Below are 22012 nucleotides of genomic sequence, written 5' to 3' on the forward strand. Positions count from 1 at the left end.
GCAAGCTTGAGCTTTTGCGGAAGGTCTCGACGAGTGAAAATCGAACCCTGACGAGTGGAACGGTAGGCCACCCAAGCTGCCGCACAGGGATTGCGAGACACGCTTGACTGGGAAGCATCCATGGTACTCACACAACGATAAAGACCGTTACCAATCGCAACCGGGACATATAGAAGCCAGCCATCTAGAGCTGATATTCTGTGCAATCATGAAAAGAAATCAAGCTTTTAGATGCTTGACTGGATCTTTGAGAAGTGCAAACTACGGCATCCTCCGGTCACGGTATTGCTATGAAGATATTTATACTAATAATTTTGATTTTTCTGTCAAATTCGACCCATACTTCTGCATCAACGAATATACTTAGTATAAGATCTCCCGAAAAGAAAATTGCGGTTGTCATTGGGAATTCGGCATACAAGTATGTTTCGCCCCTTAAAAACACGGCAAATGACGCCCACGGAGTGTCCAATCAGCTAAGGAATCTTGGCTTCGAGGTGATTTTATCGGTAGATGACGATCAGGATTTGTTTTTCTCAAAAATTGCGCGCTTCGTAGATTCGTCGAAAACCGCCGATGTAGTTCTGTTCTACTACGCGGGCCATGGAGCGCAGAGAAACAACCGCAACTACCTACTGCCAATCGACTATAGCGTTGGGGCCGCCGATCCTCTGGACTTCAATCAACTTGTTCAGACGCTGCAAACGGCAAACCCTGAGAGCGCGAAGATCTTTATCGTAGACGCCTGCCGAAACCTACCGGAAGCCTTTGCAGCGAAATTTGGCTTCGATGAGCAACGCGGATTGGCTCGGGTGACCCTGCCGGATAGTGCTGAAAATAGCGGATCTACAGGGGGTTATTTCAACATCATTGCATTCTCCACTGCTGCCGGGAATACTGCAGAAGATGGAAAAGGTGAAAATAGTCCCTACACGGCAAGCTTGATAAAATACCTCCCTCAACGAGGAATTGAGGTGGCCGAACTTTTCCGGATGGTCGCTGCTGACGTGCTTGTATCCACGCAGAGCACTCAGCGGCCGGAGTTTCTCGTTCAGACCAGCAGACCACTTTATTTCGCGGATCCCATTGTTACCGAATGCGACAAATTGGCGGTTGAACAGGAAAACTATATGGGCCTACCAGGAGTTCCATTCGAGGACGTCGATCCGCGAACAGCGGTGCCTGCATGCGAAAATGCAGTTCGGGCGGAGCCTACAAGTTCCAGACTGAAAAACAATCTAGGCCGGGCGTATGAGCGTGCTGGCCGACTGGAAGATGCGATGAGGCTTTATGATGAGAGCCACCGAGCGGGCAACGTTCAGGCGACGAACGCACTGGGTGTCGCATACATCGCCGGCTGTGGCTTACCATCACCGCTACTCGAAGAAGGCGTCGAGCTTCTTATAAGTGCTAAATTGCGTGGTAGCCGAGACGCGTTGGCATCTCTGACTGCTCATGATCTTGCAAACCACGTGACGCCTCAAACCTTGAAGCAGGTTATGTTTGTTCTGCAAAAAGCATCGTATGTGGAGCAAGTCGGGCAATGGGACGATCAAGCAAAAAATGCGTTGGAAAGATATCAGCGAGAACATGATTTGGCAGTCAAAGGACTAACGATTGAAACCTTGCACGCGATGAAACTGCACGGCAAGCTCCCAAAGGGTTTCAAATGTCACTGAAGAAAATTGCGGTCGTCACCTTAGTGGCGTTTTCCATGGGCTTAAGTCCGGTACGCGCTGGCGAGCTATTTGCAGACAGCTATTTTTCAAAAGAACAGAGACAAGCAATCGCGTTAATTACGAAAATCTTGAAGAAGCGAGGATTTGACGAGGATTCAATTTCCGAAATTGTCTCAGAAGGTTACATACCCCACCTCCAGGAAATCGCGCCGGACTTTAAGGCACGGCCGTATGGATTCGATCCGGAGACTGGAGTTCAGTATCCCTCTGATGTCCGTGGGTTCGCCGAAAATCTCAATAGTTGTTATTCCAAACTCTCGGCAAATAAATACTCACGAGACCTAGTGAAAAACGATAAAAATGACGATGGGACGCCAAGAAAACCGGTTGAGACATTTGGCTATTGCAACTACCGCTTCGATCCCGCCACAGGATGCCGACTGTCAGAGATTGAAGGATTCATTTGCAGGTATTTCTATCACAACGAGGCTGGCAGTATGACGTGTGACAATTGGGGTGCTGGCCCAAGTCTCGCTTTTGATCCAGATGGCGGGGGTCTGCAAAGCTCCAGTTTGAAGCCCCGAAAACGCAAATAGCAAGCGCACCGGAAAAGAAGACGAAGAAAAAACGGACGAAATCTAAGGTCTCAGTGAAGCAATGTAGTTTCTCCTACGTAAACGATGATTATTATTCGCCTAATAGAAAGTATCTGTTACAAGCGAAATCTGAAGGATATCCGAACTAGAATAACTCGATATCTACGGAGAACCAATTTTTGACGATAGATATTGGTTCGGTGCGTCGTATAGCAGACGCTGTGCGGATTTATTTCATCTTCCGGAGATTCCAGCTGGGACGTCATTGCGCAAAGTGATCGATGTCGCCCCCTATACGTGGCTCAGTGATGTGCTTGAGCACATTGACCTGAGACCCATCTTCCCTCCAATTTTCAGGAGAGTCTTGGGTTTTCAATCTGGCCTTATGCGGCCCGTTTTTCCAGAGCGATTTGCGATGCAAATTCACTGGGTGTGATGTTGCCTAGCGATGAATGTGGTCGGTTTCGGTTGTAGTCCTCCTTCCATGCGATGATTTCCGTCCTGGCCTGCGTCAACGACGAGAACAGGGTTTCGTTGAGGCATTCGTCGCGGAAGCTGCCATTGAAGCTTTCCACAAAGCCGTTCTGCATTGGCTTGCCCGGCGCGATGTAATGCCAGTCGATGTGCGTGTTTTGGCACCATTCCAGAATAGCCATGCTTGTCATCTCCGTGCCATTGTCGGAAACGATCGTTCGTGGCTTTCCTCGCTGGGCGATGACAGCATCGAGTTCCCGTGCAAGCCGACGACCTGAGAGCGACGTGTCGGCGACCAGCGCCGGGCATTCGCGGGTAAAATCGTCGACAACAGCCAAGACCCGAAAGCGACGACCATCCGTGAAGGCGTCGCTGACGAAGTCCAGGCTCCAGCGCTCGTTGGCACGCGAAGGCAGTGCCAGAGGCCGTCTCGTTCCCAAAGCCCGTTTGCGCCCGCCCCGTTTGCGCACGGTCAGCTTTTCCTCGTGATAAAGACGCCGAAGCTTCTTCAGGTTCATGACAATCCCCTGCCGATCCAGCATGACGTGAATGCGCCGATACCCGAAACGACGGCGCTCGGATGCGACCGCCTTCATAGCTTCACGGATATCAGCGTCATCAGGCCGGACGCTGCGGTATCGCACGCTCGACCGGTCGATGGACAAAACCTCGCACGCCCGACGCTGGCTCACCCCATGCTGCTTGCAGACATGAGCCACAGCGTCCCGCTTCACATCGGGCGTCACCATTAATGGGATGGTCCGCCTCGTCCTCCCGTAGCATTATGAGGCTGTCAAACCGAAGGAGGTTGCAATGCCACAACGCAATGTGCCGCGTTCAGCGGCTGTCTACGGAATTGATATCGGTAAGAACATCTTCCACGTCGTCGGTCTCGGAAGCGATGGCGTGCCAGTTCAGAAGGTTCGTTTCCGACGCGATACGCTGCTACAGTTCTTCGAGCGCGCAGCGCCAGCGATCGTGGGAATGGAATCCTGCGCGGGCTCTCAATGGATTGCCAGGAAGATAAAGGCTCTGGGACATAAGGTGCGCTTGATCCCGGCGCAATTTGTGAAGCCCTACGTAAAATCGAACAAGACCGACATCATCGATGCGGAGGCGATCGCTGAGGCAGCTACGCGACCAACGATGCGGTTTGCAGCACTCAAGAGCGAGGAACAAGCCGATCTTCAGGCTTTGCACAGGGTGCGAGATCAGATGATCGGAACGCGAACCCGGCTGATCAATCAGATGCGAGCCTTTTGCCTCGAATACGGGATCGCGCTGCGTCAGGGCGCAGGTCTGTTCAAGCTCGACCTGCCACAGGTTCTCGAAGACAAATCGAACGACCTTTCGTCGGCGATGCGTAAGCTGCTCGCAGATCTGTTTGCCGATCTACGCCAATTGGAACAACGTATCGGTGACGTCACACGCGAGATCGAAGCCATAGCCAGTCGAGAGGATGTGGCTCGACGGCTCATGACGATCCCCGGCATCGGAGCATTGGGGGCGACTGCACTTCTTGCAGCGATTGGCAACGGTCGGCAATTCCAAAAAGCACGCGATCTGGCTGCGTGGCTTGGCCTCGTGCCGCGAGAATACTCGACCGGCGGAAAGCAAAAGCTTCTCGGCATCAGCAAGCGAGGAAACCGCTATGTTCGCAAACTTCTCGTGCATGGCGCACGATCATGCTTTCGGCATCTCGACCGAACACGGGATCGACTGGGGAACTGGCTGGATGGCCTTCAAGCCCGGATGCACCCAAACAAAGCTGTCGTCGCACTTGCCGCAAAAATGGCCCGGATTGTCTGGGTCGTCCTGACCAAGCCTGGAGCGCTCTACGAACGCAGAGACCCTGCATTCGCCTGAAGCTCCAAGCTCGATTGCAAGGCTCGGGAATAGTGATGACGAAACAGTGGATCAACATGCCGTAAGTCCTGTGCAAAAAGCGGGCTTCGTGCCCGAACCATTTATTGGGAACGGCGTGTGCGGATCTCATCATGGCCTGGTTGCAACCGCAGCCCACTCGCGAGAGGCCGGATACATTTATGCAACTGGAATCGTCATTTGCGATGTCGCGAACCCTTGCACGGACGGGGCGGACCATACATTTTTTGAAGCGACATCCTTCAAAATGGCATTGTCCAGCATGGTCTCGGCCAGCAGCTTCTTCAGCTTGGCGTTCTCGTCTTCCAAAGCCTTCAGCTTGCGGGCATCGGAAATCTCCATGCCGCCGAACTTCGCCTTGTATTTGTAGAAGGTCGCTTCGGATATTCCGTGCTTGCGGCAGACATCGGCCGTCCTCAGCCCGTTCTCCTGCTCTTTCAATATCCCGATGATCTGCTCATCCGTGAACCGTGAATGCTTCATCCTGTCCGTCTCCTCAGAGGAACGGACTCTACCAAAATTTGGAGGAAGTTTTGGGTCTCAGGTCAATCACGTCACCAACAAAAATCGGAGCCAAGGCCTGAAACTCTCCTACCGGAAAGTTATTGCTGTAAGCTTCGGCAGCATGAGGCGGAAAGCGACGCTGCGCGCGCCCTGGAAAAGGAGGAGCGCTGCCCACAGGCCGTCATTGCCAAACAGCGGTTGCAAAATGGCCCAGGCGGCAAAATAGACGACGAGTGATGCCACCATCAGGTTGCGCATCTGCCGCGACCAAGTAGCACCGATATAGACACCGTCCATCTGGAAGGCGATGATCCCGACAAAGGGCAAGGCCACGACATAGGCAAGGTCAGATTTTGCAAGTGCCGCAACGGCAGCGGTCGGTGACGTGAGGTCGATCACCCATCCGCCGCCTGTGAAGAAAGCCAGTGAGACGAGTGCAGCGAAGATCAGACCCCAGATGGTGGTGAGCTTGATCGTGCGGTCGAAGGCCGGCCTGTATCGGGCGCCGACGGCCCGGCCCGCCAGCTGTTCGGCGGCTGTCGCGACACCATCGAGGAATGCGACACCGAAGAAATAGAAGCGAAGCAGGATCGTGTTGGCGGCCAGAACGTCTATGCCCAGGAAACCACTCTGGCGGGTAAAGAAGGTGAGGCCGATCAAAAGCGCGAACGAACGGATCATCATGTCGCCATTGACCGAGAAGGAACGCTTCAGCACCATCAGATCCGGTATACGCCATGCGGAGGGATCCGTTTTTTGAGGATCAAGAGCAGGCCAGCCATCGCTGTGACGGCCTCCGCCACCAGCGAGGCTATGGCGACACCTTCGACACCCCAGCCGAGACCGATAACCCAGTAATAACTGAGCCCCGCATTCAGGCCGTTAAGCAGCGTCTGCAGCACCATGCTCCACAGCGCTTCGCCGCGGCCGATAATCCAACCGAAAGCAACGAAATTGAAAAGCACGAAGGGCGCTGACCAGATCCTCCAGTGGAAATAGGTCGCTGCCGCGTCCGCGACTTCACCCCGTGCGCCCATTGCTGCAAGGCCCAGGCTCGCGATCGGCCCTTGCAGAAGAAGGAGGAGGAGACCCGCCACCAGCGCAATGATCAACCCGCTGGCAAGCATTCTCTGTTCGCCGACACGATCATTTGCACCCAGGGCCTGGGCTGTAAATCCGGTCGTCGCGGCCCTCAGGAAGTTGAAAGTGACGAAGATCACATCGAAGACCACGGCTGCAAGCGCCACGCCGCCGACCAATGATTCCCTGCCCATATGGGCGATCACGCCCGTTGCGACGAGGCCGACAAGGGGCGTGGAGAGATAGGCGATCATCATCGGGATCGCGATCTTCAAGACGTCCCGGTGGGCGATCTCGAAAGGGCGAATAGAGAGATCCTCTCCTTTCGTATGGGCTTTTTGCACTCAGTCTTTCCGATGCGGTTCGCCGAGCGTGTGCATCAGGCGGTTGGCCCATCCAAAAATGGAGATCGAGTGGATGAGGTCGAGAATCTGCAGGTCGTCGAGACCGACTTCGCGCAGATGATAAAACTGGTAGACGCCGACATTGTTCGGATGCGCTGTCATGTCGACGCCAAAGTTGAACAGGGCCTGCTCAAAGTCAGGCAGGTCCGCATTCAATCCGTTTTTGTAGATTTCCTCCACGACCTCGGGCCGCTTTTCGAGCTGGATATAGCGATTGGCATGGACAGAAGCACAGTAGATGCAATGGTTGACGAAGGAGGCCGCGAGCGCTCCGATTTCCCGACCGCCGCGTGACAGTCCGCCTTCGCTGTACATGATGTCGTTGAACAGCGGCGTGCGCTCTTCGAGGATTTCCGCCTCCTGGGCCAGGACCAGAACGTAAGCCGAAACTTTCGTATTGGAGGGCGTCACCTTCAGTGCCTGCAGCTGTTCCGGCGTTGCCGTGGCAAGATCCACCGGCTTGACGTAGGGGTTCCATTCCAGTGGCTCGAGCGTGAAATCATACACAACATCCGACATGTCAGTTATCCCTCAACATTTTGAGCCCGGCCACCACCAGCACTTGGTAGTTGACGAAAGCGATCAGCCCGGCAAGCGTGACGATATCCCGGTCGTCCAGACCCGCGGCTGCCAGCGCCTCAATATTGGCGCGGGTCGCCTGCTTCGGTGTCAGGGTCACCAGGTCGACATGACGCAGAACTGCTGCCATTCGACTTGTGCGATCGGCCGGCGTCCAGCCCGGTTCAGCCATGGCAATCCCATCGCCGACACCACCTTCGGCCTCAGCCAGTGCCTTGTAATGCGCGACCAGTTCCGACGAACTCCACAGGCCGGCCATGCGCGCGGCGACCGCAGCCCGCTCGGCATAGGAAAAGCTGCGTGGATCGGCCGGGTGAAGGGCTGCCACATAGCTCGTCTGGGTCAAATGCTTCAGCTTGGGGCGCTGTGCGCGCAGTTCGCAGAGCGGTGAGCCAGGCTGCAGGCCAAGAACCTTGTCGATCACATCGACCTCAATGGCTGTGGTCATAGTTTTTCCTTTCAGTCTGCCGACAGGGCTTCGTCGAGAAAGCTCAAACGATCCTGGCCCCAGTACAGAACGCCCCTATAGATCCACGTCGGTGTACCAAAGACACCCTTGTCTTGTGCTTCACGGTGACTGTCCAACCAGGCCTGCGTGATATCAGGCTCGTCCTCCATCACCTGCAGCTTCGCGCCATCAAGGCCCAATCGGTTGGCGACATCGATGCGCACTTCCGGCACGGTCACGTCAAGCTCCTCGCACCAAAGGGCACGCAGCAACGCGTGGCTTAGCTCCAGAGCCGGCAGACCCTGCCGTTCGGCGGCGATCACCATGCGCGCTGAGTATTCGTTGTTGGTCGGATAGTGCTTCGGCTTCAGCACCAGCGGCATGTTCAACCGCTTGCGCCAGCGATCCAGTTCCACGGCGTGATAATCCTGGCGCGGCTGTGGGCGCGAGCGCAGCGGTACGCCGCCGTTTTCAGTCACGATGCGGGTTGGCCGCACCAAGACATGGAGGTCATGTTTCTCGATCAGAGCCTTGAATTGCGGCCAGCCGAGATAGGCCCATGGTGAACTGAGCGCGTGATAGTAATAAACCGTTTTTTGCATGCCCCGCGCTTCCTCTCATGCCGTCTTCTGTCGATCGACAACAGCATCGGCATCCACCCATTCCGAGCCGTCCAGTTCAGGCTTTTCATAGTGCAACAGCTCCTGCCAATGATGATCGATGTCGCGGATGAACAGACGGCTGGCAATGCCACGGGCAAGCCACAAGGCACCTTCGCTAATTGCTGGAATGTCACCGCTGACCTTGCCCAGGCTCATCGTCGCGCCATAGTTGAAGCAATGGATATCCTTCAGCCAGGGCGCCGTACCCGGTTGCTTCTCGGTGAAGGAAAAGTCGTCGTTCAGCCAGGGAAAGCGGCCGAGCCCCGGGTTCTCTTCTCCGGCCGTTGGAACGTAGCGATCCTCCCAGCAGGCAATCGCCTCGCCATAGGGGCCAACTCGTCGCGGCTCAGCGGTTCGATATCGAAACCAGTGCCGAGAATGACGAAATCCGTGCTGAATGTGCGGCCGCTCATTGTGGTGATGACGACCTCCTCCGCCCTTTCTTCCATCGAGGCGATGCCGCAACCGAAGTGGAAGTAGGCATTGCTATGGCGGCTGACGCGCAAAGTGGAATTGTGCGGGGCAGGCGTCTGCTGCTTGGTGGAATAGTCCATGATGCGCCAGCGCCACTCTGGCGAAATCCGCGGAAAGCCCGCGGTCACGCCATAGGATCCGATGCCCATTAGCTTGTTGATGGTCGGCATCTGCTTGCGTCGCGCGAGAAGGCGCACCTCGCCGGCCCCGGCCTCCAGCGCTTCGGCTGCGTTGTCGACCGCTGACGCGCCGACGCCGATCACCACTACACGCTTTCCCTTCAATGCCTTGAGGTCGATGGCGTCGGCGGAATGCGCCCAGGACACATGGCGTTGCATGCCCTTGACGAACTCGGGGATGCTCGGTTCGCCCAGCCCGTCGCGGCCTGTCGCTAAAACCAGCTTGCGGGTAACAATCGGCTCTGCCTTGCTCCCGTCTATCTCAAGTTCCAGCAGCCCGTCGGGCCGCGGCGCAATCCGTGTCACATGGGTGCCGTTTTCAACCGGCACGCCCAGAACGTTGCGATACCAGGCGAGGTATTCCATCCACATCGGTCGGGGAATTCGGAACAGCGCTTCCCAGGCAGCTTCCCCGTGGTTGGCCGTGTACCAGGCGCGGAACGTGAGTGATGCCACGCCAAGTGCTGGGCCGAGCAGGTTTTAGGAGAGCGCAGCGTCTCCATTCGGGCATAGGTCAGCCACGGCCCTTCGAGCCCCTTCGGCGACCGGTCGACAATACGAAGGTTGCGAATACCGGCCCGCGTCAGCGACAGCCAGGCAACCAGACCGCACATGCCGCCGCCGATGATCACCACGTCGCTGACGCTGCGGCCGGTCTCGTCGGTGAAAGGCTTCGACCAGTTCGCCGGCGGATAGTTCAGATATTCCAGATCCTGCCGCACCCTCGCGTTCAGCTGCTCAAGCCGGGAAGCCTGTGGGATGGTCATGGTTGCGTCCTGTCTCTTCGTTCAAATCTTTGAGCATCCCGCGTTTCAAGGAACCGCGAGCTTGCTCCAAACTCATTGCTTCAGCGCAGCGCTTGCGTCAGTCGGCCAGCACCACGGCGTCGCTTTCCCACCAACCGATCCAGACCTGGTCGCCGGAAAGTTGCGACAGAGAGACGGGGTCGAGTTGCGCTACGATCTCCTGCCCGCCCGAAAGCTCGACGGTGACAGAGGTATGGTTGCCCTTGAAGATGCGCTGCTTAACCAGGCCCGGAATGCCCAGCCCGTCTTTGGGCTCGGCACCCAGGCAATAGAGTGCCTCTGGCCGCAGCGCCACCGTCACCATCCCGCCCGGCTTGTGCGCGGTTTCGTTCAGCGCAGCGTGGATCACCTTATCTTTCCAGCGCAGCGTTGCGAGATCGCCCTCGATCGAGACAAGTGCGGCTTCGAGGAAATTGCTCTCCCCGATGAAATTGGCGACGAAGCGGCTGCGTGGGCGCGAATAGAGCGTTTGGGGATCGCCCATCTGCTCGATCCGGCCATTGTTCATTACAACGATGACGTCCGACATGGTCAGCGCCTCCTCCTGGTCGTGGGTGACGAACAGGAAGGTCTTGCCGGTCGTCCGCTGGATCGATTTGAGCTCGATCTGCATCTGTTGACGAAGCTTGGCGTCGAGCGCGCTTAGGGGCTCGTCCAGCAGAAGCACGTTCGGGTTGGGCGCCAAAGCGCGCATGAGCGCCACGCGCTGGCGCTGGCCGCCGGAGAGCTGGTCCGGCGTGCGGTCGGCAAAGTCCTGCAGCTTGACTAGCGACAACAGTTCCATGGTGCGCTTGTGGATGGCATCAGAAGGCAGGCCTTGCAGTTCCAACCCGAAGGCGATGTTGCGACCGACTGTCAGGTGTGGAAACAGGGCATAGTCCTGAAAGACGATGTTGACGTTGCGCTTGTTGGGCGGCAGACGGGTGATGTCGTTGCCATCGAGATAGATCGACCCGGATGACGGCGTCTCAAACCCGCCCAGCATACGCAGCGTTGTCGACTTGCCGCAGCCGGAGGGGCCAAGCAGCGTCACGAACTGGCCAGCCTCGATTGCCAGGTCGAGACTGTCGACGGCCAGCGCCGTACCGTAGAATTTGTTGACGTTGCGGAAGTGTACGACTGGCGGCATCGGTCAGGTCCTTGAACGGCGGGTAAAGTGTTCGGCATAGAGACCGACGGCGGCAGTGACGACCAGAACGACCGTCGCCATGGCGTTGATTTCAGGCGACATGCCACTTTGCACTTTGGCAAAGATCAGCATCGGCAAGGTGGCCTGGTAGCCGCCAAGGAAGAAGGTGCGGACGAAATCGTCGATGCTGGTCAGCACGCAGAAGATCATGCCGCCGACTAGCGCCGGGGTCAGGTAGGGAATGGTGACGCGGATGAAGGCGATAAAATTGTCCGCGCCAAGATCGCGTGCGGCATCGATCAGGTTGTGCGGCATGGAGCGCAGCCGCGTCAGCACCATGATGACGACGAAGGGAACGGCATGCAGCGTATGGCCCAGAATGATCGCACCCGTGCCCGTCGGAATGTCAAGCACGCGGATGAAGATGCGCATGGAAATGGCATTGATCAGGCCCGGTACGACGGCAGGCAGGCAGGCGAGCGCGAAGATCGCGGCCCGGCCCCATATTCCTTCTGCCGAAATGAGCAGTGCGATCCATACGCCGATGATCGTGGCAAACAGGGTGGTCATGCTGGCAATCAGGACGGAATAGCCGACCGCATGGAGAAACTGCTTGTCTTGCAGAACCTTTGCATACCAGCTCAGTGTCCAGTCACTGATCGGAAACGCGATGAAATTGGCATCCTTGAAGCTCATCGCCATCATCAGGGTGAGGGGCATGAGGAGATAGATGACAAACAGCCAGTAGGACGCCGACAGGGCAGTCTTGGGTGCATCAGTGAAATAGGCGCGCATCATTGTCTCCTCACATCAGCCGCACGGAACGCCCGCCGGCGATCCGCATGAACAGTCCGACCGTGGACAGCGAAACGGCAAGCATGATCACGGAGAATGCAGCACCCTCCGGCCACTTATCGCTGGAGCCATGGAAGAGGGTTGCGATAATCTCTGGGAAAATCACGGTGTTGGGCCCACCTAGCAGCAGCGGGGCGGCAAAAACGCCGACCGAGGTGAGGTAAACCAGGCTGCAGCCTGAGACGATACCATCCCGCGATAGCGGCAGGATAACCCGGCGAAACCGCTGCAAGGGGCCGGCGCCGAGATCGGCGGCGGCATCGATCAGCGATACAGGTATCTTTTCAATCGCGGAATAGAGCGGCAGAAGCATGTAAAGCGCAATCAGATAGACGACACCAAAGGAGAGTGAGAAATAGGTGTAGAGCATCGGGATGGGGCGGTCGATGAAACCGAGCTCTCTCAAAAGCACGTTCACCGCGCCGCGATTGGCCAGAAGCATGATCACGGAGAAGGTGCGGATGATCTCGCCAGCCCAGAACGGCACCAGCAGCAGCAACAGCGCGCGCGTCCGGTTCCTTGGTGTGACCACCTTGGCGACGTAGTAGGCAACGGGATAGACAATCAGCAGCGTTACCAACGTCACCACGAAGGCGAAGATCAGGCTTCTGATGAAGGGAATGAAATAGAGAGGTTCCTGGAAGAACAGAAGGTAGTTATCGAGCGTATAGTCGGCGCCGCCGACGGCCGATGCGGGGTAAGTGCTCATCAGGCTGATGCGCGCCATCTGGTAGATCGGACCGATATGCAGCATCGCAATCCACGTCAGCGGGATCACCAGCAGCAGGACAAACCGGGCACGCCGACTGTTGGCCAGGAGACCTATCGTCAACTGGTAGGCGCCGGAGCCCATGACCTTACCAATCCATCCGGCATAGCGTGGGGCGCCGCGCTGCCGCGCAGGGCTAGTCTGCATCGTCGTATCCGCCATTCATATCGTTCCCGGCGCTGAAAAACTCTTGATATCGACCGGCCCTTCGTGAGGGCCGGCCTTGAGTATGGGCATGTCGCGTGAGCTACGAATAGAACCTCAGGCTGCCTTGATCTCGGCAGACGCCTTGTCGATCATCTCGTTCTTCATGTCGCGGTTCTTGGAGCTGAAGAACACGACCCGTTCCATCTGCTCCGCTGGCAGGGCGTTGGCGGCGCGCTCGCGATCGCTCAGCACCTTATCGACACCGTCGAAGGCGGAGGCAAAACCCGACTGACGCGTCATCGCCGCGCCGATTTCCGGAGACGACAACATGGCATCCAAGAAGGTGTAGGCAGCATCGGCATTCGGCGCGTTGTTCACCACATTGAAGGAATAGAGAAAGCCATAGGTGCCTTCTTTCGGCACGGACAGTTCAATTGGGTGACCATCCATGATCAGTTTGGCGGCCGGGCCGGACCAGGCCTGGGCCACATAGATGTCCTCATTCAGGAACATCTGCTGCACTTCCGATCCGGCGTCGTAGTATTTGCGCACCTTGTCCTTCTGGGCGATCAGGTAATCGCGCGCCTTGTTGGTCGCCTCCAGGGCGATATCCGGCTTGCCTTCATAGGTAACGTAGTCGCCATCATTGCCCTGATAGCGCATCACGATCGAGAGGAAGTCGGAGACGATGTAGGAGGTGAGGCCCTTGAACTCGTCCTCGAACATGATGCTCCAGCTGTCGGTCGGCTTGGTGTAGTCTGTGTTGCGGGCAAGGCCTTCAAATCCAGCCAGGAGCGGTACGCCATAGGTGGAGCCGTCAATCGTCAGCTGCGGTGCACCTTTGTAAGCGCTGGCCAGCTTGTCCCAATTTTTCAGGCGGCCGATGTCGAGCTTTGCAAGAAGGTCTGACGTAATGAACTGCGAGAGCCGGTGGCCGGTAACGGTCACGATGTCGGTGCTCGGCGCGGCGCCTTCGGCCGCCAACAGGTTGTATTGCTTGCCCTGGTCGTCGGTTAGGCGGACATTGACCTGGATACCGGTATCCTTCTGGAACTGGTCAATGAATTCCTGGGGCACGAACTTGTCGTAGGTGGTGATGTTGACCACCTTGCCCTGTGCATGGGCAGAGCGAATAATGCCCGGCGCCGCAAGCAGACCGGTTCCGGCAGCCAGAAGTTTGAGGGTAGACCGTCGGGTCGCTGCAAAGTCTCTCATGGCTCTCTCCTTGTTTGACGTGGTGGTTGTTGTCGTTCGGTTTTAAGGCCGCATACGTTGGTCAGTCATTTTAGACGCCGCCCTCGGGCACTCTTGAGCCGCGCTTGGGACGGTTTGTGCATTTCAAAGCGCCTCTTTGGCAGCGCCTCCCCCGTAGGTCATCTCCGCCACTTGGCCGGCCTTGGTGGGATCATGCGCCGTGAAATCAGGGATCCGGGCGGACGCGATCCGGATGATGAGCTGGATAAGTTCCTGAGCCGTCGCCGAAAGCGGTCGCGACGCTGCCGAAAAGATTCCCCAGAGAAACGGAATGTCGATATCGAGCGGCCGAACCGTGACGGGGGCCGACTGAACTCCGTATGCTGTGGCCGGCTCAACGATCGCGACGGCCATGCCGGTTGACGCAATCTGAACGGCATTCATGGCGACACTTGTGGCTATGATGCGCCCGGCACGGACATTGGCCGCCTCCAGAGCCTGATCGACGCGTCGCCTCAGGCGAAAAGGATTGGCCAGCGTAGCGATGGTCCGTCCGGCAAGATCGGAAATCGAAATGACATCTTTTGCCGCCAGCGGGTCTTGAGGCGATACGGCGGCCACACAGCGCCCCTGGAAAAACCCATGTGCTTCAAGACCGGGTTGTTCTGCAGGAAGCGATGTCACGCAGAAATCCGCGGTGCGGGCAAGAACGGCCTGAACGGCAGCCTCGGCGGGCATGCTCCTAAGATATATCGAATGTGGAAGCAGAGCTTCAGGAAGTTCAGCAAGCGCAAGCGGGATGATGCCGCTGGCGAATGCCGGCGTTGAGGCGATCTCGATAGGATCCGGTTCCATCAATGAGATGCGGCGTGCGCGTTCGCGCAGATGATCCATCCCGCTGATGAAGCGTTCTGCCTCTGCATGAAAGGCTATGCCTTTGTCGCTGGGTGTAATCCGCGGGCCGTTGCGATCAAACAGATTGAAGCCCAGGGAGGTTTCCAGATCCTGAACAAGGCGTGTGACCTGAGATTGCGAACGGTCCAGAAGGCGGGCCGCGCCGGTGATGCTGCCGGCGGACACAACTGCTAAAAAGACCTCAAGCTCGCGGATCTCCATGGATATCATGCGCCCTTTGCATTATGACATACTGATTGTGCATTAGACGCATGCTTTGCGCCAGTCACAAAAGACGTTTTTCTGATTTTTGCGGGCAAAGTAAAATCGGCTCCCAATGTTGCACTATTTTTGAGCGAAAACATGCACAAGGGTTCATGGGAAGTTCACCGGCAAGAAGGAGAGGGGCCTGCCTGCACAGCGAAACGTCCACTGATGAAATATGGGGCAGCGCCTGAACCGCCATGCGGCCGTGCCCGTGGCAGAGAAGCCACCTTTGCGACCCCGGACTTGTGACAAAATGACAACAGGGATGCGCCTTAGTCGAGACTGTGTCCGGTGGCTCCTCGACTTTAAAGTTTGTGCGGGTTCGTCCACACCATTTGAAAGGAAACAAAGTGCGCATTGCTATTCTTGGAGCAGGTTCCATCGCCTTTGGCATGGCAGCATTTTTGGCTGAGGCGGGACACATGCCCGTTCTCTGGTCGCCCTCGGGAAAAGGAACAGAAGCGCTTTTTGACAATGGCCTGCTGATTTCCACCGGCGCGGTGAGCTATTCCGGGCCGGTTGGCGTCGCCGCTGGATTTAGCGAAGCAGTTTCCGATGCGGACGTCGTTATCCTGGCCCTGCCTGCAAATGGCCATCGCGCGGTGTTCGACACTGTTGTCCCCCATCTCAGGGAGGGGCAACCTGTGATTATTAGTTCACACAGTTCGTTTGGTGCGCTCTATCTTTCGAAGCGTCTCGCCGCACAGGGCACGTCGCTGCCGATTATCGTATGGGGCACGACATTGCTCACTGGCCGCCGTCAGCCCGATGGTATCAGTGTATGCGTCAACACTGTGCGTCAGAAGGTTGATTTTGCAACGCTGCCGAAGACCGCGGCGCAAAGTGGCAGGACGCTCTGTACGATGCTCTTTGGCGATCGTTTCGTGGAGCGGGAAGGGCTTTTGGCCATTGCGCTGTCCAATTTAAACCCACAAAACCATCTTGGCATTGCGCTCCTCAACCTGACCCGAATGGAAAAGGGCGAAACCTGGGGGCAGGGCGAGCATGTTACGCCGGCCGTCGGCCATTTGATCGAGGCGCTTGATGCTGAGAGGCTGGCAATAGCTGCAAGCTTTGGTCTGAAGGTGAAGACCGTGCGCGAGCACTTCTCGCAATCGTTCCATGTGCCGATAGGTTCCGTGTCGGAGATGAACCAGCAAATGCATCGCGAAGGGCGCGGTGGCTTCGGTCCGACCACCACCGACAGCCGCTATATCCTCGAAGATGTTCCCTTTGGTCTCCTGCCAACCGTTCTTCTTGGACGAATTGCGGGGCGTCCGGCTATTCTTCATGAGGCGGGGATTTCGATGTTTGCCGCAGCGATCGACCGCGATCTGGAAGCCGACAATGATCTGCTGCCCGATCTTTTGCTGGCCAAGTTGGGGCCATCAGAGCTGAAAGCGCTTTGCGAACGCGGTTTCACCGGACGCTAAAGGTTGCGACGATGATGGCGGTCGCGGTCTTCTTCCCTGCTGTCACATTCCGTATTATGGGTGTCGCCTGCCGGAAGAATCAAGGATGCCCGCATGAACCCCATGAATATTGGCGATATCGCGTCCTGGCTCATCGCGCAGGGTCTGAAGGGATCGTCGGAGATGGAAATCCTCGACGGCTTCTGCGAACGCTGCCGTAAGAATGAGTTGCCCATAGACAGGGCACTTGCCCTTATTGACACGCTGCACCCGGTCTATGAAGGGCGGGCATTTCAATGGGACGGGATCGCAAGAGAGCATCGCGCCTTCGAATATGGCCCGACAGTCGACAGCACGGAGGCCGACAACTGGATGCGATCGGCCTTCCATCACCTGCGCACCACCGGCGGGGAGGAGGTTCGCAGAAGGATAGGTTTCGGCGAACCGGCGGATTTCTTCATGCTCGACACCCTTTTGGCCGCCGGCCATAAGGACTATGTGGCGATGATCCATCGCTTTGCCGAGGACAGCCATATCGGCGAGATGGATTGTTTCTATTCTCACTGGGCGACGACCGCGCCGGACGGGTTTTCCGAAGATGGCCTGTTTGCGCTACGCAAGCTCGTGCCGGTTCTGGCGCTGGCGATCAAGTCGGCGTCTCTGGCACGGATTTCCCGGACAATCGCAGAGGTCTATCTCGGTGAGGACGCTGCCAAACAGGTGCTCGAGGGCCGCATCAGCCGGGGCAAGGCGGAGCGGATCTCAGCCGCGCTTTGGTTTTCTGATCTGCAGAATTATACCCGCATTTCCGACAGCCTGCCGCCGGATGAGATCATTCCGTTTCTAAACGATTATGCCGATGCAGTGATCTCCTCGATCCATGAGGCCGGCGGCAACGTGCTGAAGCTGATCGGTGACGGGACGCTCGCCATTTTCAAGTCCGAAGAGGCCGAGGAGGCCTGCGGACGCGCCCTTCGCGCGGAGTATCTTTTGCGCGAAAAGCTTGTCGACCTCAACGCCCGACGCCATGCCGAAGGACGCCCGGTGACCGAAGTCTATCTCGGCCTGCATATCGGTGATGTCTTCTACGGCAATATCGGCTCGAGCGACCGGCTCGATTTCACCGTCATTGGCCCCGCCGTCAATGAGGTCAGTCGCATCGCCTCCCTGTGTCGGTTCGTCGATCGCAGCATCGTCATGTCATCCAGTTTCGTTTCGGCCGCCCCGCCAGCCCGCGATAGTGAAATGGTCTCGATCGGCCGCTATGCCCTTCGTGGCGTCAAGAAAGCCCAGGAGCTTTTCACGCTGATGCCGCTGGAGCCCGATGAAGGCTAAATTACCTCAAACCTTCCTTCCGCTCTCGTCGAAGAAATGCAGGTGGTTTGCCGGCAACCGGACCGCGACCGTGCCGGTGGCATTCAGGAAACGCCGGTCGAGCGTGAAGGCGTTGAGCGACACCGGGCCCAGTGTCAGGTGCAGGATGATGCCGAAGCCGGTGGGTTCGACGAGGTCGATCGCGGCCATTTGGGTTTCCGGCCCTTCCGCGCCGAGCACGACATGTTCCGGTCGGATTCCGAGCGTGGCACGACTTCCATCGCTAAGGTTTGCCGGAGCTTCGAGGGCAAGTTCCACCCCGCCGGTCGGCGCAAACACCGGCTTGCCGTCCACAAGCATATAGCGGCCTTCGAAGAAGTTCATGCCAGGCGAACCGATGAAGCCGGCAACGAAGAGATTGGCCGGATTGTCGTAGAGGTCGAGCGGGCTGCCAACCTGCTGGATGATGCCGCCGTGCATGGCGACGATACGGTCTGCCAGCGTCATGGCCTCGATCTGGTCATGGGTCACATAGATTGATGTGGCGCCAAGGTCCTTGTGCAGTTTCTTGATTTCGGCGCGCATCTGTTCGCGCAGGCGCGCGTCGAGGTTCGACAGCGGTTCGTCGAATAGGAAGGCTTTCGGCTCACGCACGATCGCACGCCCCATGGCGACTCGCTGTCGCTGGCCGCCGGACAGCGCCTTTGGCCGCCGCTCCATCAGCGGGTCGAGGCCCAATTTGTTCGCGGCACGAGCAACGACCGAGGCGATCGTTTCCTTGGCCGTCTTCCGCAGGCGCAGGCTGTAGCTCATGTTCTTGGCCACGCTCATATGCGGATAGAGCGCGTAGGACTGGAAGACCATGGCGATGTCACGGTCCTTCGGAGCAAGGTCGTTGACGCGCTTGCCGTCGATGCGGATTTCGCCGTCGGTGACGGCTTCGAGCCCAGCGATCATTCTTAAGAGTGTGGACTTGCCGCAGCCGGAGGGGCCAACCAGGACGACGAATTCACCGTCCTTGATCGCCAGGTCGATACCGTGAAGCACCGGATGAATGCCATAGGACTTGTGAATAGCGGCAATATCGATGGATGCCATGGGATCAGCCTTTCACGGCGCCGGCCGTCAGGCCCTGCACGAGATAACGTTGGATCAACAGGAAGAACAGGCAGGCCGGAACGAGCGCCATGACGCCCGCCGCCATCATCTGTCCGAAATCAACCGAGAATTTCGAGACGAACGAGAGAAGCCCGACCGGGAAGGTTGCCGCGTCATTGCCTGAGATCAGCATCAGCGAGAACAAGAGCTCGCTCCATGCGGCGGTGAAGACGAAGCCAAGCGTCGCGGCAATGCCCGGTAGCGTCAGCGGCAGGATGATCTGGCGGAAGGCAACAAATTGAGTTGCGCCATCGATCATTGCGGCTTCCTCCAGATCCTTCGGAATGCCGTCGAAAAAGGATTGCATCAGGAAGGTGGCAAAGGGCACGTTGAAGGCAGTGTAGACGATCACAAGGCCGGTCAGGCTGTTGGTCAGGCCGAGCGGCGACAACATCTTGAAGATCGGGGCGACCAGCATCACCAGCGGAAACATCTGGGTGAGGAGCATGAGCGCGACGATCCAGAATTTTCCGCGAAGGTTGAACCGCGAAAGGGCATAACCGGCCAGCGAGGCAAGCATTGTGACGATGACGGCGGTCGAGCCGGAGACGATCAGGCTGTTCTTGAAGAAAGTCGGAAATTCGCTGTGTTTCAGAACGAACTCGAAATGCTCAAAGCTGGTGCGCGACGGCCACATCTTGATGCCCTCGGAATAGAGCAGTTTGTTGGGTGTGACCGACACCTTCAGGAGCCAGTAAAGCGGAAACAGCGCGAAGGCGACATAGGCAAGGATGGCCAGTCGGTGCGCGAGTACGGAAACGATGCGTTTGGCTGTCATGGTCTCAATCCTTGCTCAGCAGCCATTGTCGCAGAACCACAATGAGCATCGAATAGGTGATCAGGAGTACCAGAAGCACCAGCGCGATAGCCGAGGCATAGCCGAAGTCGAGCCGCTTGAAGGCCTGGGTGAAGATGTAACTGGCGACGATCTGGGTGCGGTCTGCCGGTCCGCCATTGGTCATGACGATGATCAGGTCGGCGAAGTTTGAAATCCACACGGTGCGCAGCAGAACCGTGATGGCGATGGTCGGCGCAAGGAAGGGCAGGGTGATCGAAATGAAACGCTGCACCGGGCCGGCGCCATCGATGCTGGCCGCCTCGTACAGATCCCGTGGAATGGCCTGCAGGGCTGCGAGCAAGGTGACTGCAAAGAACGGAATGCCCCACCAGACATTAGCGATGATTGGTCCCCACATGGCCAGCTGTGGATCCGACAGGATGTTGTTCGGCTCGCTCATGATGCCGACTGCGAAGAGCCAATGGGGCAGGGGGCCGACAACGGGATTGAACAGCCAGGCCCAGTTAAGGCCGGCAAGGAAGCTCGGGACAGCCCAAGGCAGAAAGACCAGCGCTTGCACAATGGCGCGCCCAAAGAACGGCTTGTCGAGCAGCAGCGCCAGGATGAGGCCAAAGACGAACTGCAAAAGGACGGACCAGCCCGTCCACCACAGCGTGTTGCGGAGCGCCCGGTAGAAGTTCTGGTCCTGCGACAAAGTCCTGAAATGATCGAGACCAACAAAGCCGCCGGAAAAAGGATTGAGCAACTGGATATCACGGAATGCATAGGAGATGCCCAGCACCAGAGGCACCAGCATGACGGTGACGATCAGGATCAGCGCCGGCGCACTATAGAGATAGGGTGCAAGAGCATCAGCCAGGTGCTTTTTGGCGGCCGTGGGTCTCGTTGAGATCCGCCATTGCGGACTGCAAGTGAAGCCATCGTCAGGATTTCCGTTTTGCAACAAGCCTTAAAGGCTGCGTCTTCCAGTCAGAAAGGGAGCCGCAGGCGACGGTGTCCTGTCGCCGCCTGCGGTCAGTGACGGTGGTTACTTGCTCGCCAGGAACTTCTGCTGAGCCTTCGTCATATATTCGGCCCACTGCTTGGCCATCTCTTCCGGCGTGATATCGCCAAGCATGGCTTCCTGGCTGGTCTTGATGGCAAGCGAATCCTTGAAGAAGGCGAACTCTTCAAGATAGGTCGGCATGGTGGTCGGCACGGCGTCCTTGTCGGCCAGTTCCTCAAACCAACCTTTGAACTGTTCGCTAGCGTAGAATGGGTCCTTTTCGGCCACCTTCAGGGCGGGCAGGGCCCCGATCTTCTTGTTCCACTCGATATTGCCTTCCGGCCCCTCGAGCGTGGCGATCAGCTTCCAGGCGACATCCTTGTTGGCGCTGGCCGACATCATCGACCAGCCGGCATAGCCGATGGTCGGGAAGGTTTTGCCCGACGGGCCCTTCGGCATGGTGGCGACGCCATAATCGGCAGCGTCCATGCGCTCGGCAATCGCGATCAGCGCGTCTGGATCCTGGTCGAGCATGGCGCAGGTTCCAGTGTAGAAGCCGGCGACGATCTCGTTGAAACCCCAGTTGACGCTGTCTTTCGGCGCGTATCCGTTCTTGTAGAGATCGGTCATCCAGGTGAAGCCCTTGACCCAGCCCTCCTCGGAGAATTTCGACGTGCCATCCTCGTTGAAGAAGGTGTTGTCGCCGGCCATGGTGGCGCCGAACATCATCCAGCCGTTGAGACCGCCGGGACCGCCGCGCATGCAGTAGGCATATTTTCCAGGCAGCTTCTTGATCTTCTCGGCTGCGGCCACGAACTCGTCCATTGTCTTCGGCGGGCCTTCGACGCCGGCCTCAGCAAAGATCTTCTTGTTGTAGAACATGGCGCGCAGATAGAAGCCGTAGGGCAACATATAGGCCGTGTCCTTGACGTCGCGGCCGAGTTCCAGCGCGCGGTCGGTGAGACCTGCCGTCTGGTCCCAGTCCTTCAGGTAAGGCTCGAGGCTTTCCAGCATGCCGTTATTGGCATAGAGCGACAGCCAGGTATCAGGCATTTCCATGACGTCGGGGATTTCGCCGGCAGAAACCATGGTCGCGAACTTCTGGAAGGCTTCGCCCCAGGGCAGAGAGATGATCTCGACCGTCGTGCCGGGGTTTGCACTTTCAAACTTGGCAACGATCGACTTCAGCGTTTCGGTCCGTTCCGGACTGGTGATGACTTCCACCAGCTTCAGCTTGGTATCGGCAAGGGCGGTGCCTGCCACGAGTGTTGCGAGCAGCGTCGCAGCAAAGAGTTTCCTCATTTTCGTTTCCCTTTTATT

Annotated in this window: 19 protein-coding genes and 3 pseudogenes; 5 read left to right on the forward strand and 17 right to left on the reverse strand. The window is 57.5% G+C overall.

The window, feature by feature from the left end; genetic code table 11:
- Window positions 1-290 precede the first annotated feature (290 nt).
- Window positions 291-1679: a caspase family protein gene (locus tag P6U16_RS22385; RefSeq protein ID WP_277704535.1), complete on the forward strand. Its 1389-nt coding sequence runs from the start codon at window positions 291-293 to the stop codon at window positions 1677-1679.
- On the forward strand, window positions 1670-2275 hold the full coding sequence (locus tag P6U16_RS22390) for a hypothetical protein (protein ID WP_277704536.1): 606 nt from the start codon (window positions 1670-1672) through the stop codon (window positions 2273-2275). Before P6U16_RS22385 ends, P6U16_RS22390 begins: the two co-directional genes overlap by 10 nt.
- A 383-nt stretch (window positions 2276-2658) precedes the next feature.
- Here the strand turns inward: P6U16_RS22390 and P6U16_RS22395 are convergent.
- A pseudogene (locus tag P6U16_RS22395) lies at window positions 2659-3498 on the reverse strand (IS3 family transposase); the annotation flags it as partial.
- 64 nt (window positions 3499-3562) lie between these two features.
- Here P6U16_RS22395 and P6U16_RS22400 point away from each other — a divergent pair.
- A complete protein-coding gene (locus tag P6U16_RS22400) occupies window positions 3563-4615 on the forward strand; it encodes an IS110 family transposase (protein ID WP_277704537.1) in 1053 nt (350 codons plus the stop codon).
- A 252-nt stretch (window positions 4616-4867) separates the two neighbouring features.
- On the opposite strand, the pseudogene P6U16_RS22405 reads toward P6U16_RS22400, so the two are convergent.
- From P6U16_RS22405 to P6U16_RS22460, 12 genes and pseudogenes are all read right to left on the reverse strand, one after another.
- Window positions 4868-5116: pseudogene (locus P6U16_RS22405) on the reverse strand (transposase); the annotation flags it as partial.
- Window positions 5117-5224: 108 nt separating this feature from the next.
- Entirely contained in the window at window positions 5225-5857 is a 633-nt protein-coding gene (locus tag P6U16_RS22410) for an MATE family efflux transporter (RefSeq protein ID WP_277704538.1), read from the reverse strand.
- The gene (locus tag P6U16_RS22415) at window positions 5857-6561 is read right to left on the reverse strand and encodes an MATE family efflux transporter (protein WP_277704539.1); all 705 of its coding nucleotides are present in this window, start codon (window positions 6559-6561) and stop codon (window positions 5857-5859) included. Before P6U16_RS22415 ends, P6U16_RS22410 begins: the two co-directional genes overlap by 1 nt.
- Window positions 6562-7140 carry a peroxidase-related enzyme gene (locus P6U16_RS22420; protein WP_277704540.1) on the reverse strand — a complete coding sequence of 193 codons (579 nt, stop codon included), beginning with the start codon at window positions 7138-7140 and terminating at the stop codon, window positions 6562-6564.
- 1 nt (window position 7141) lies between these two features.
- Window positions 7142-7648 (reverse strand): CMD domain protein, encoded by a 507-nt coding sequence (locus P6U16_RS22425; RefSeq protein WP_277704541.1) that lies wholly within the window; start codon window positions 7646-7648, stop codon window positions 7142-7144.
- Window positions 7649-7659: 11 nt separating this feature from the next.
- Window positions 7660-8250, reverse strand: a complete 591-nt coding sequence (locus P6U16_RS22430; RefSeq protein WP_277704542.1) for a 2-hydroxychromene-2-carboxylate isomerase — start codon at window positions 8248-8250, stop codon at window positions 7660-7662.
- A gap of 15 nt (window positions 8251-8265) precedes the next feature.
- A pseudogene (locus tag P6U16_RS22435) lies at window positions 8266-9730 on the reverse strand (NAD(P)/FAD-dependent oxidoreductase).
- Window positions 9731-9827: 97 nt separating this feature from the next.
- Window positions 9828-10898, reverse strand: a complete 1071-nt coding sequence (locus P6U16_RS22440; protein WP_277704543.1) for an ABC transporter ATP-binding protein — start codon at window positions 10896-10898, stop codon at window positions 9828-9830.
- A gap of 3 nt (window positions 10899-10901) precedes the next feature.
- Complete coding sequence (locus P6U16_RS22445) at window positions 10902-11693, reverse strand: ABC transporter permease (RefSeq protein ID WP_277704863.1); 792 nt, start codon at window positions 11691-11693, stop codon at window positions 10902-10904.
- A 10-nt stretch (window positions 11694-11703) separates the two neighbouring features.
- Window positions 11704-12684: an ABC transporter permease gene (locus tag P6U16_RS22450; protein WP_277704544.1), complete on the reverse strand. Its 981-nt coding sequence runs from the start codon at window positions 12682-12684 to the stop codon at window positions 11704-11706.
- A gap of 99 nt (window positions 12685-12783) precedes the next feature.
- Window positions 12784-13884 carry an extracellular solute-binding protein gene (locus tag P6U16_RS22455; protein WP_277704545.1) on the reverse strand — a complete coding sequence of 367 codons (1101 nt, stop codon included), beginning with the start codon at window positions 13882-13884 and terminating at the stop codon, window positions 12784-12786.
- 123 nt (window positions 13885-14007) lie between these two features.
- Complete coding sequence (locus tag P6U16_RS22460) at window positions 14008-14988, reverse strand: LysR family transcriptional regulator (RefSeq protein WP_277704546.1); 981 nt, start codon at window positions 14986-14988, stop codon at window positions 14008-14010.
- Window positions 14989-15374: 386 nt separating this feature from the next.
- Between P6U16_RS22460 and P6U16_RS22465 the strand changes: the two genes are divergently transcribed.
- Both P6U16_RS22465 and P6U16_RS22470 read left to right on the forward strand, forming a co-directional pair.
- Entirely contained in the window at window positions 15375-16457 is a 1083-nt protein-coding gene (locus P6U16_RS22465; protein ID WP_277704547.1) for an NAD/NADP-dependent octopine/nopaline dehydrogenase family protein, read from the forward strand.
- Between the two features lie 93 nt (window positions 16458-16550).
- A complete protein-coding gene (locus P6U16_RS22470; RefSeq protein ID WP_277704548.1) occupies window positions 16551-17771 on the forward strand; it encodes an adenylate/guanylate cyclase domain-containing protein in 1221 nt (406 codons plus the stop codon).
- A 6-nt stretch (window positions 17772-17777) separates the two neighbouring features.
- On the opposite strand, the gene ugpC is transcribed toward P6U16_RS22470, so the two are convergent.
- From ugpC to P6U16_RS22490, 4 genes are all read right to left on the reverse strand, one after another.
- Window positions 17778-18848 (reverse strand): sn-glycerol-3-phosphate ABC transporter ATP-binding protein UgpC, encoded by a 1071-nt coding sequence (gene ugpC / locus P6U16_RS22475; protein WP_277704549.1) that lies wholly within the window; start codon window positions 18846-18848, stop codon window positions 17778-17780.
- Between the two features lie 4 nt (window positions 18849-18852).
- Window positions 18853-19686: a carbohydrate ABC transporter permease gene (locus tag P6U16_RS22480; RefSeq protein ID WP_277704550.1), complete on the reverse strand. Its 834-nt coding sequence runs from the start codon at window positions 19684-19686 to the stop codon at window positions 18853-18855.
- 4 nt (window positions 19687-19690) lie between these two features.
- Window positions 19691-20599, reverse strand: coding sequence for a sugar ABC transporter permease (locus P6U16_RS22485; protein WP_277704864.1), 909 nt, complete (start codon window positions 20597-20599; stop codon window positions 19691-19693).
- A gap of 135 nt (window positions 20600-20734) precedes the next feature.
- A complete protein-coding gene (locus P6U16_RS22490) occupies window positions 20735-21994 on the reverse strand; it encodes a sugar ABC transporter substrate-binding protein (RefSeq protein WP_277704551.1) in 1260 nt (419 codons plus the stop codon).
- Window positions 21995-22012: the final 18 nt, after the last annotated feature.

This window comes from Rhizobium sp. 32-5/1 (assembly GCF_029537235.1).
Lineage (GTDB): Bacteria > Pseudomonadota > Alphaproteobacteria > Rhizobiales > Rhizobiaceae > Pararhizobium.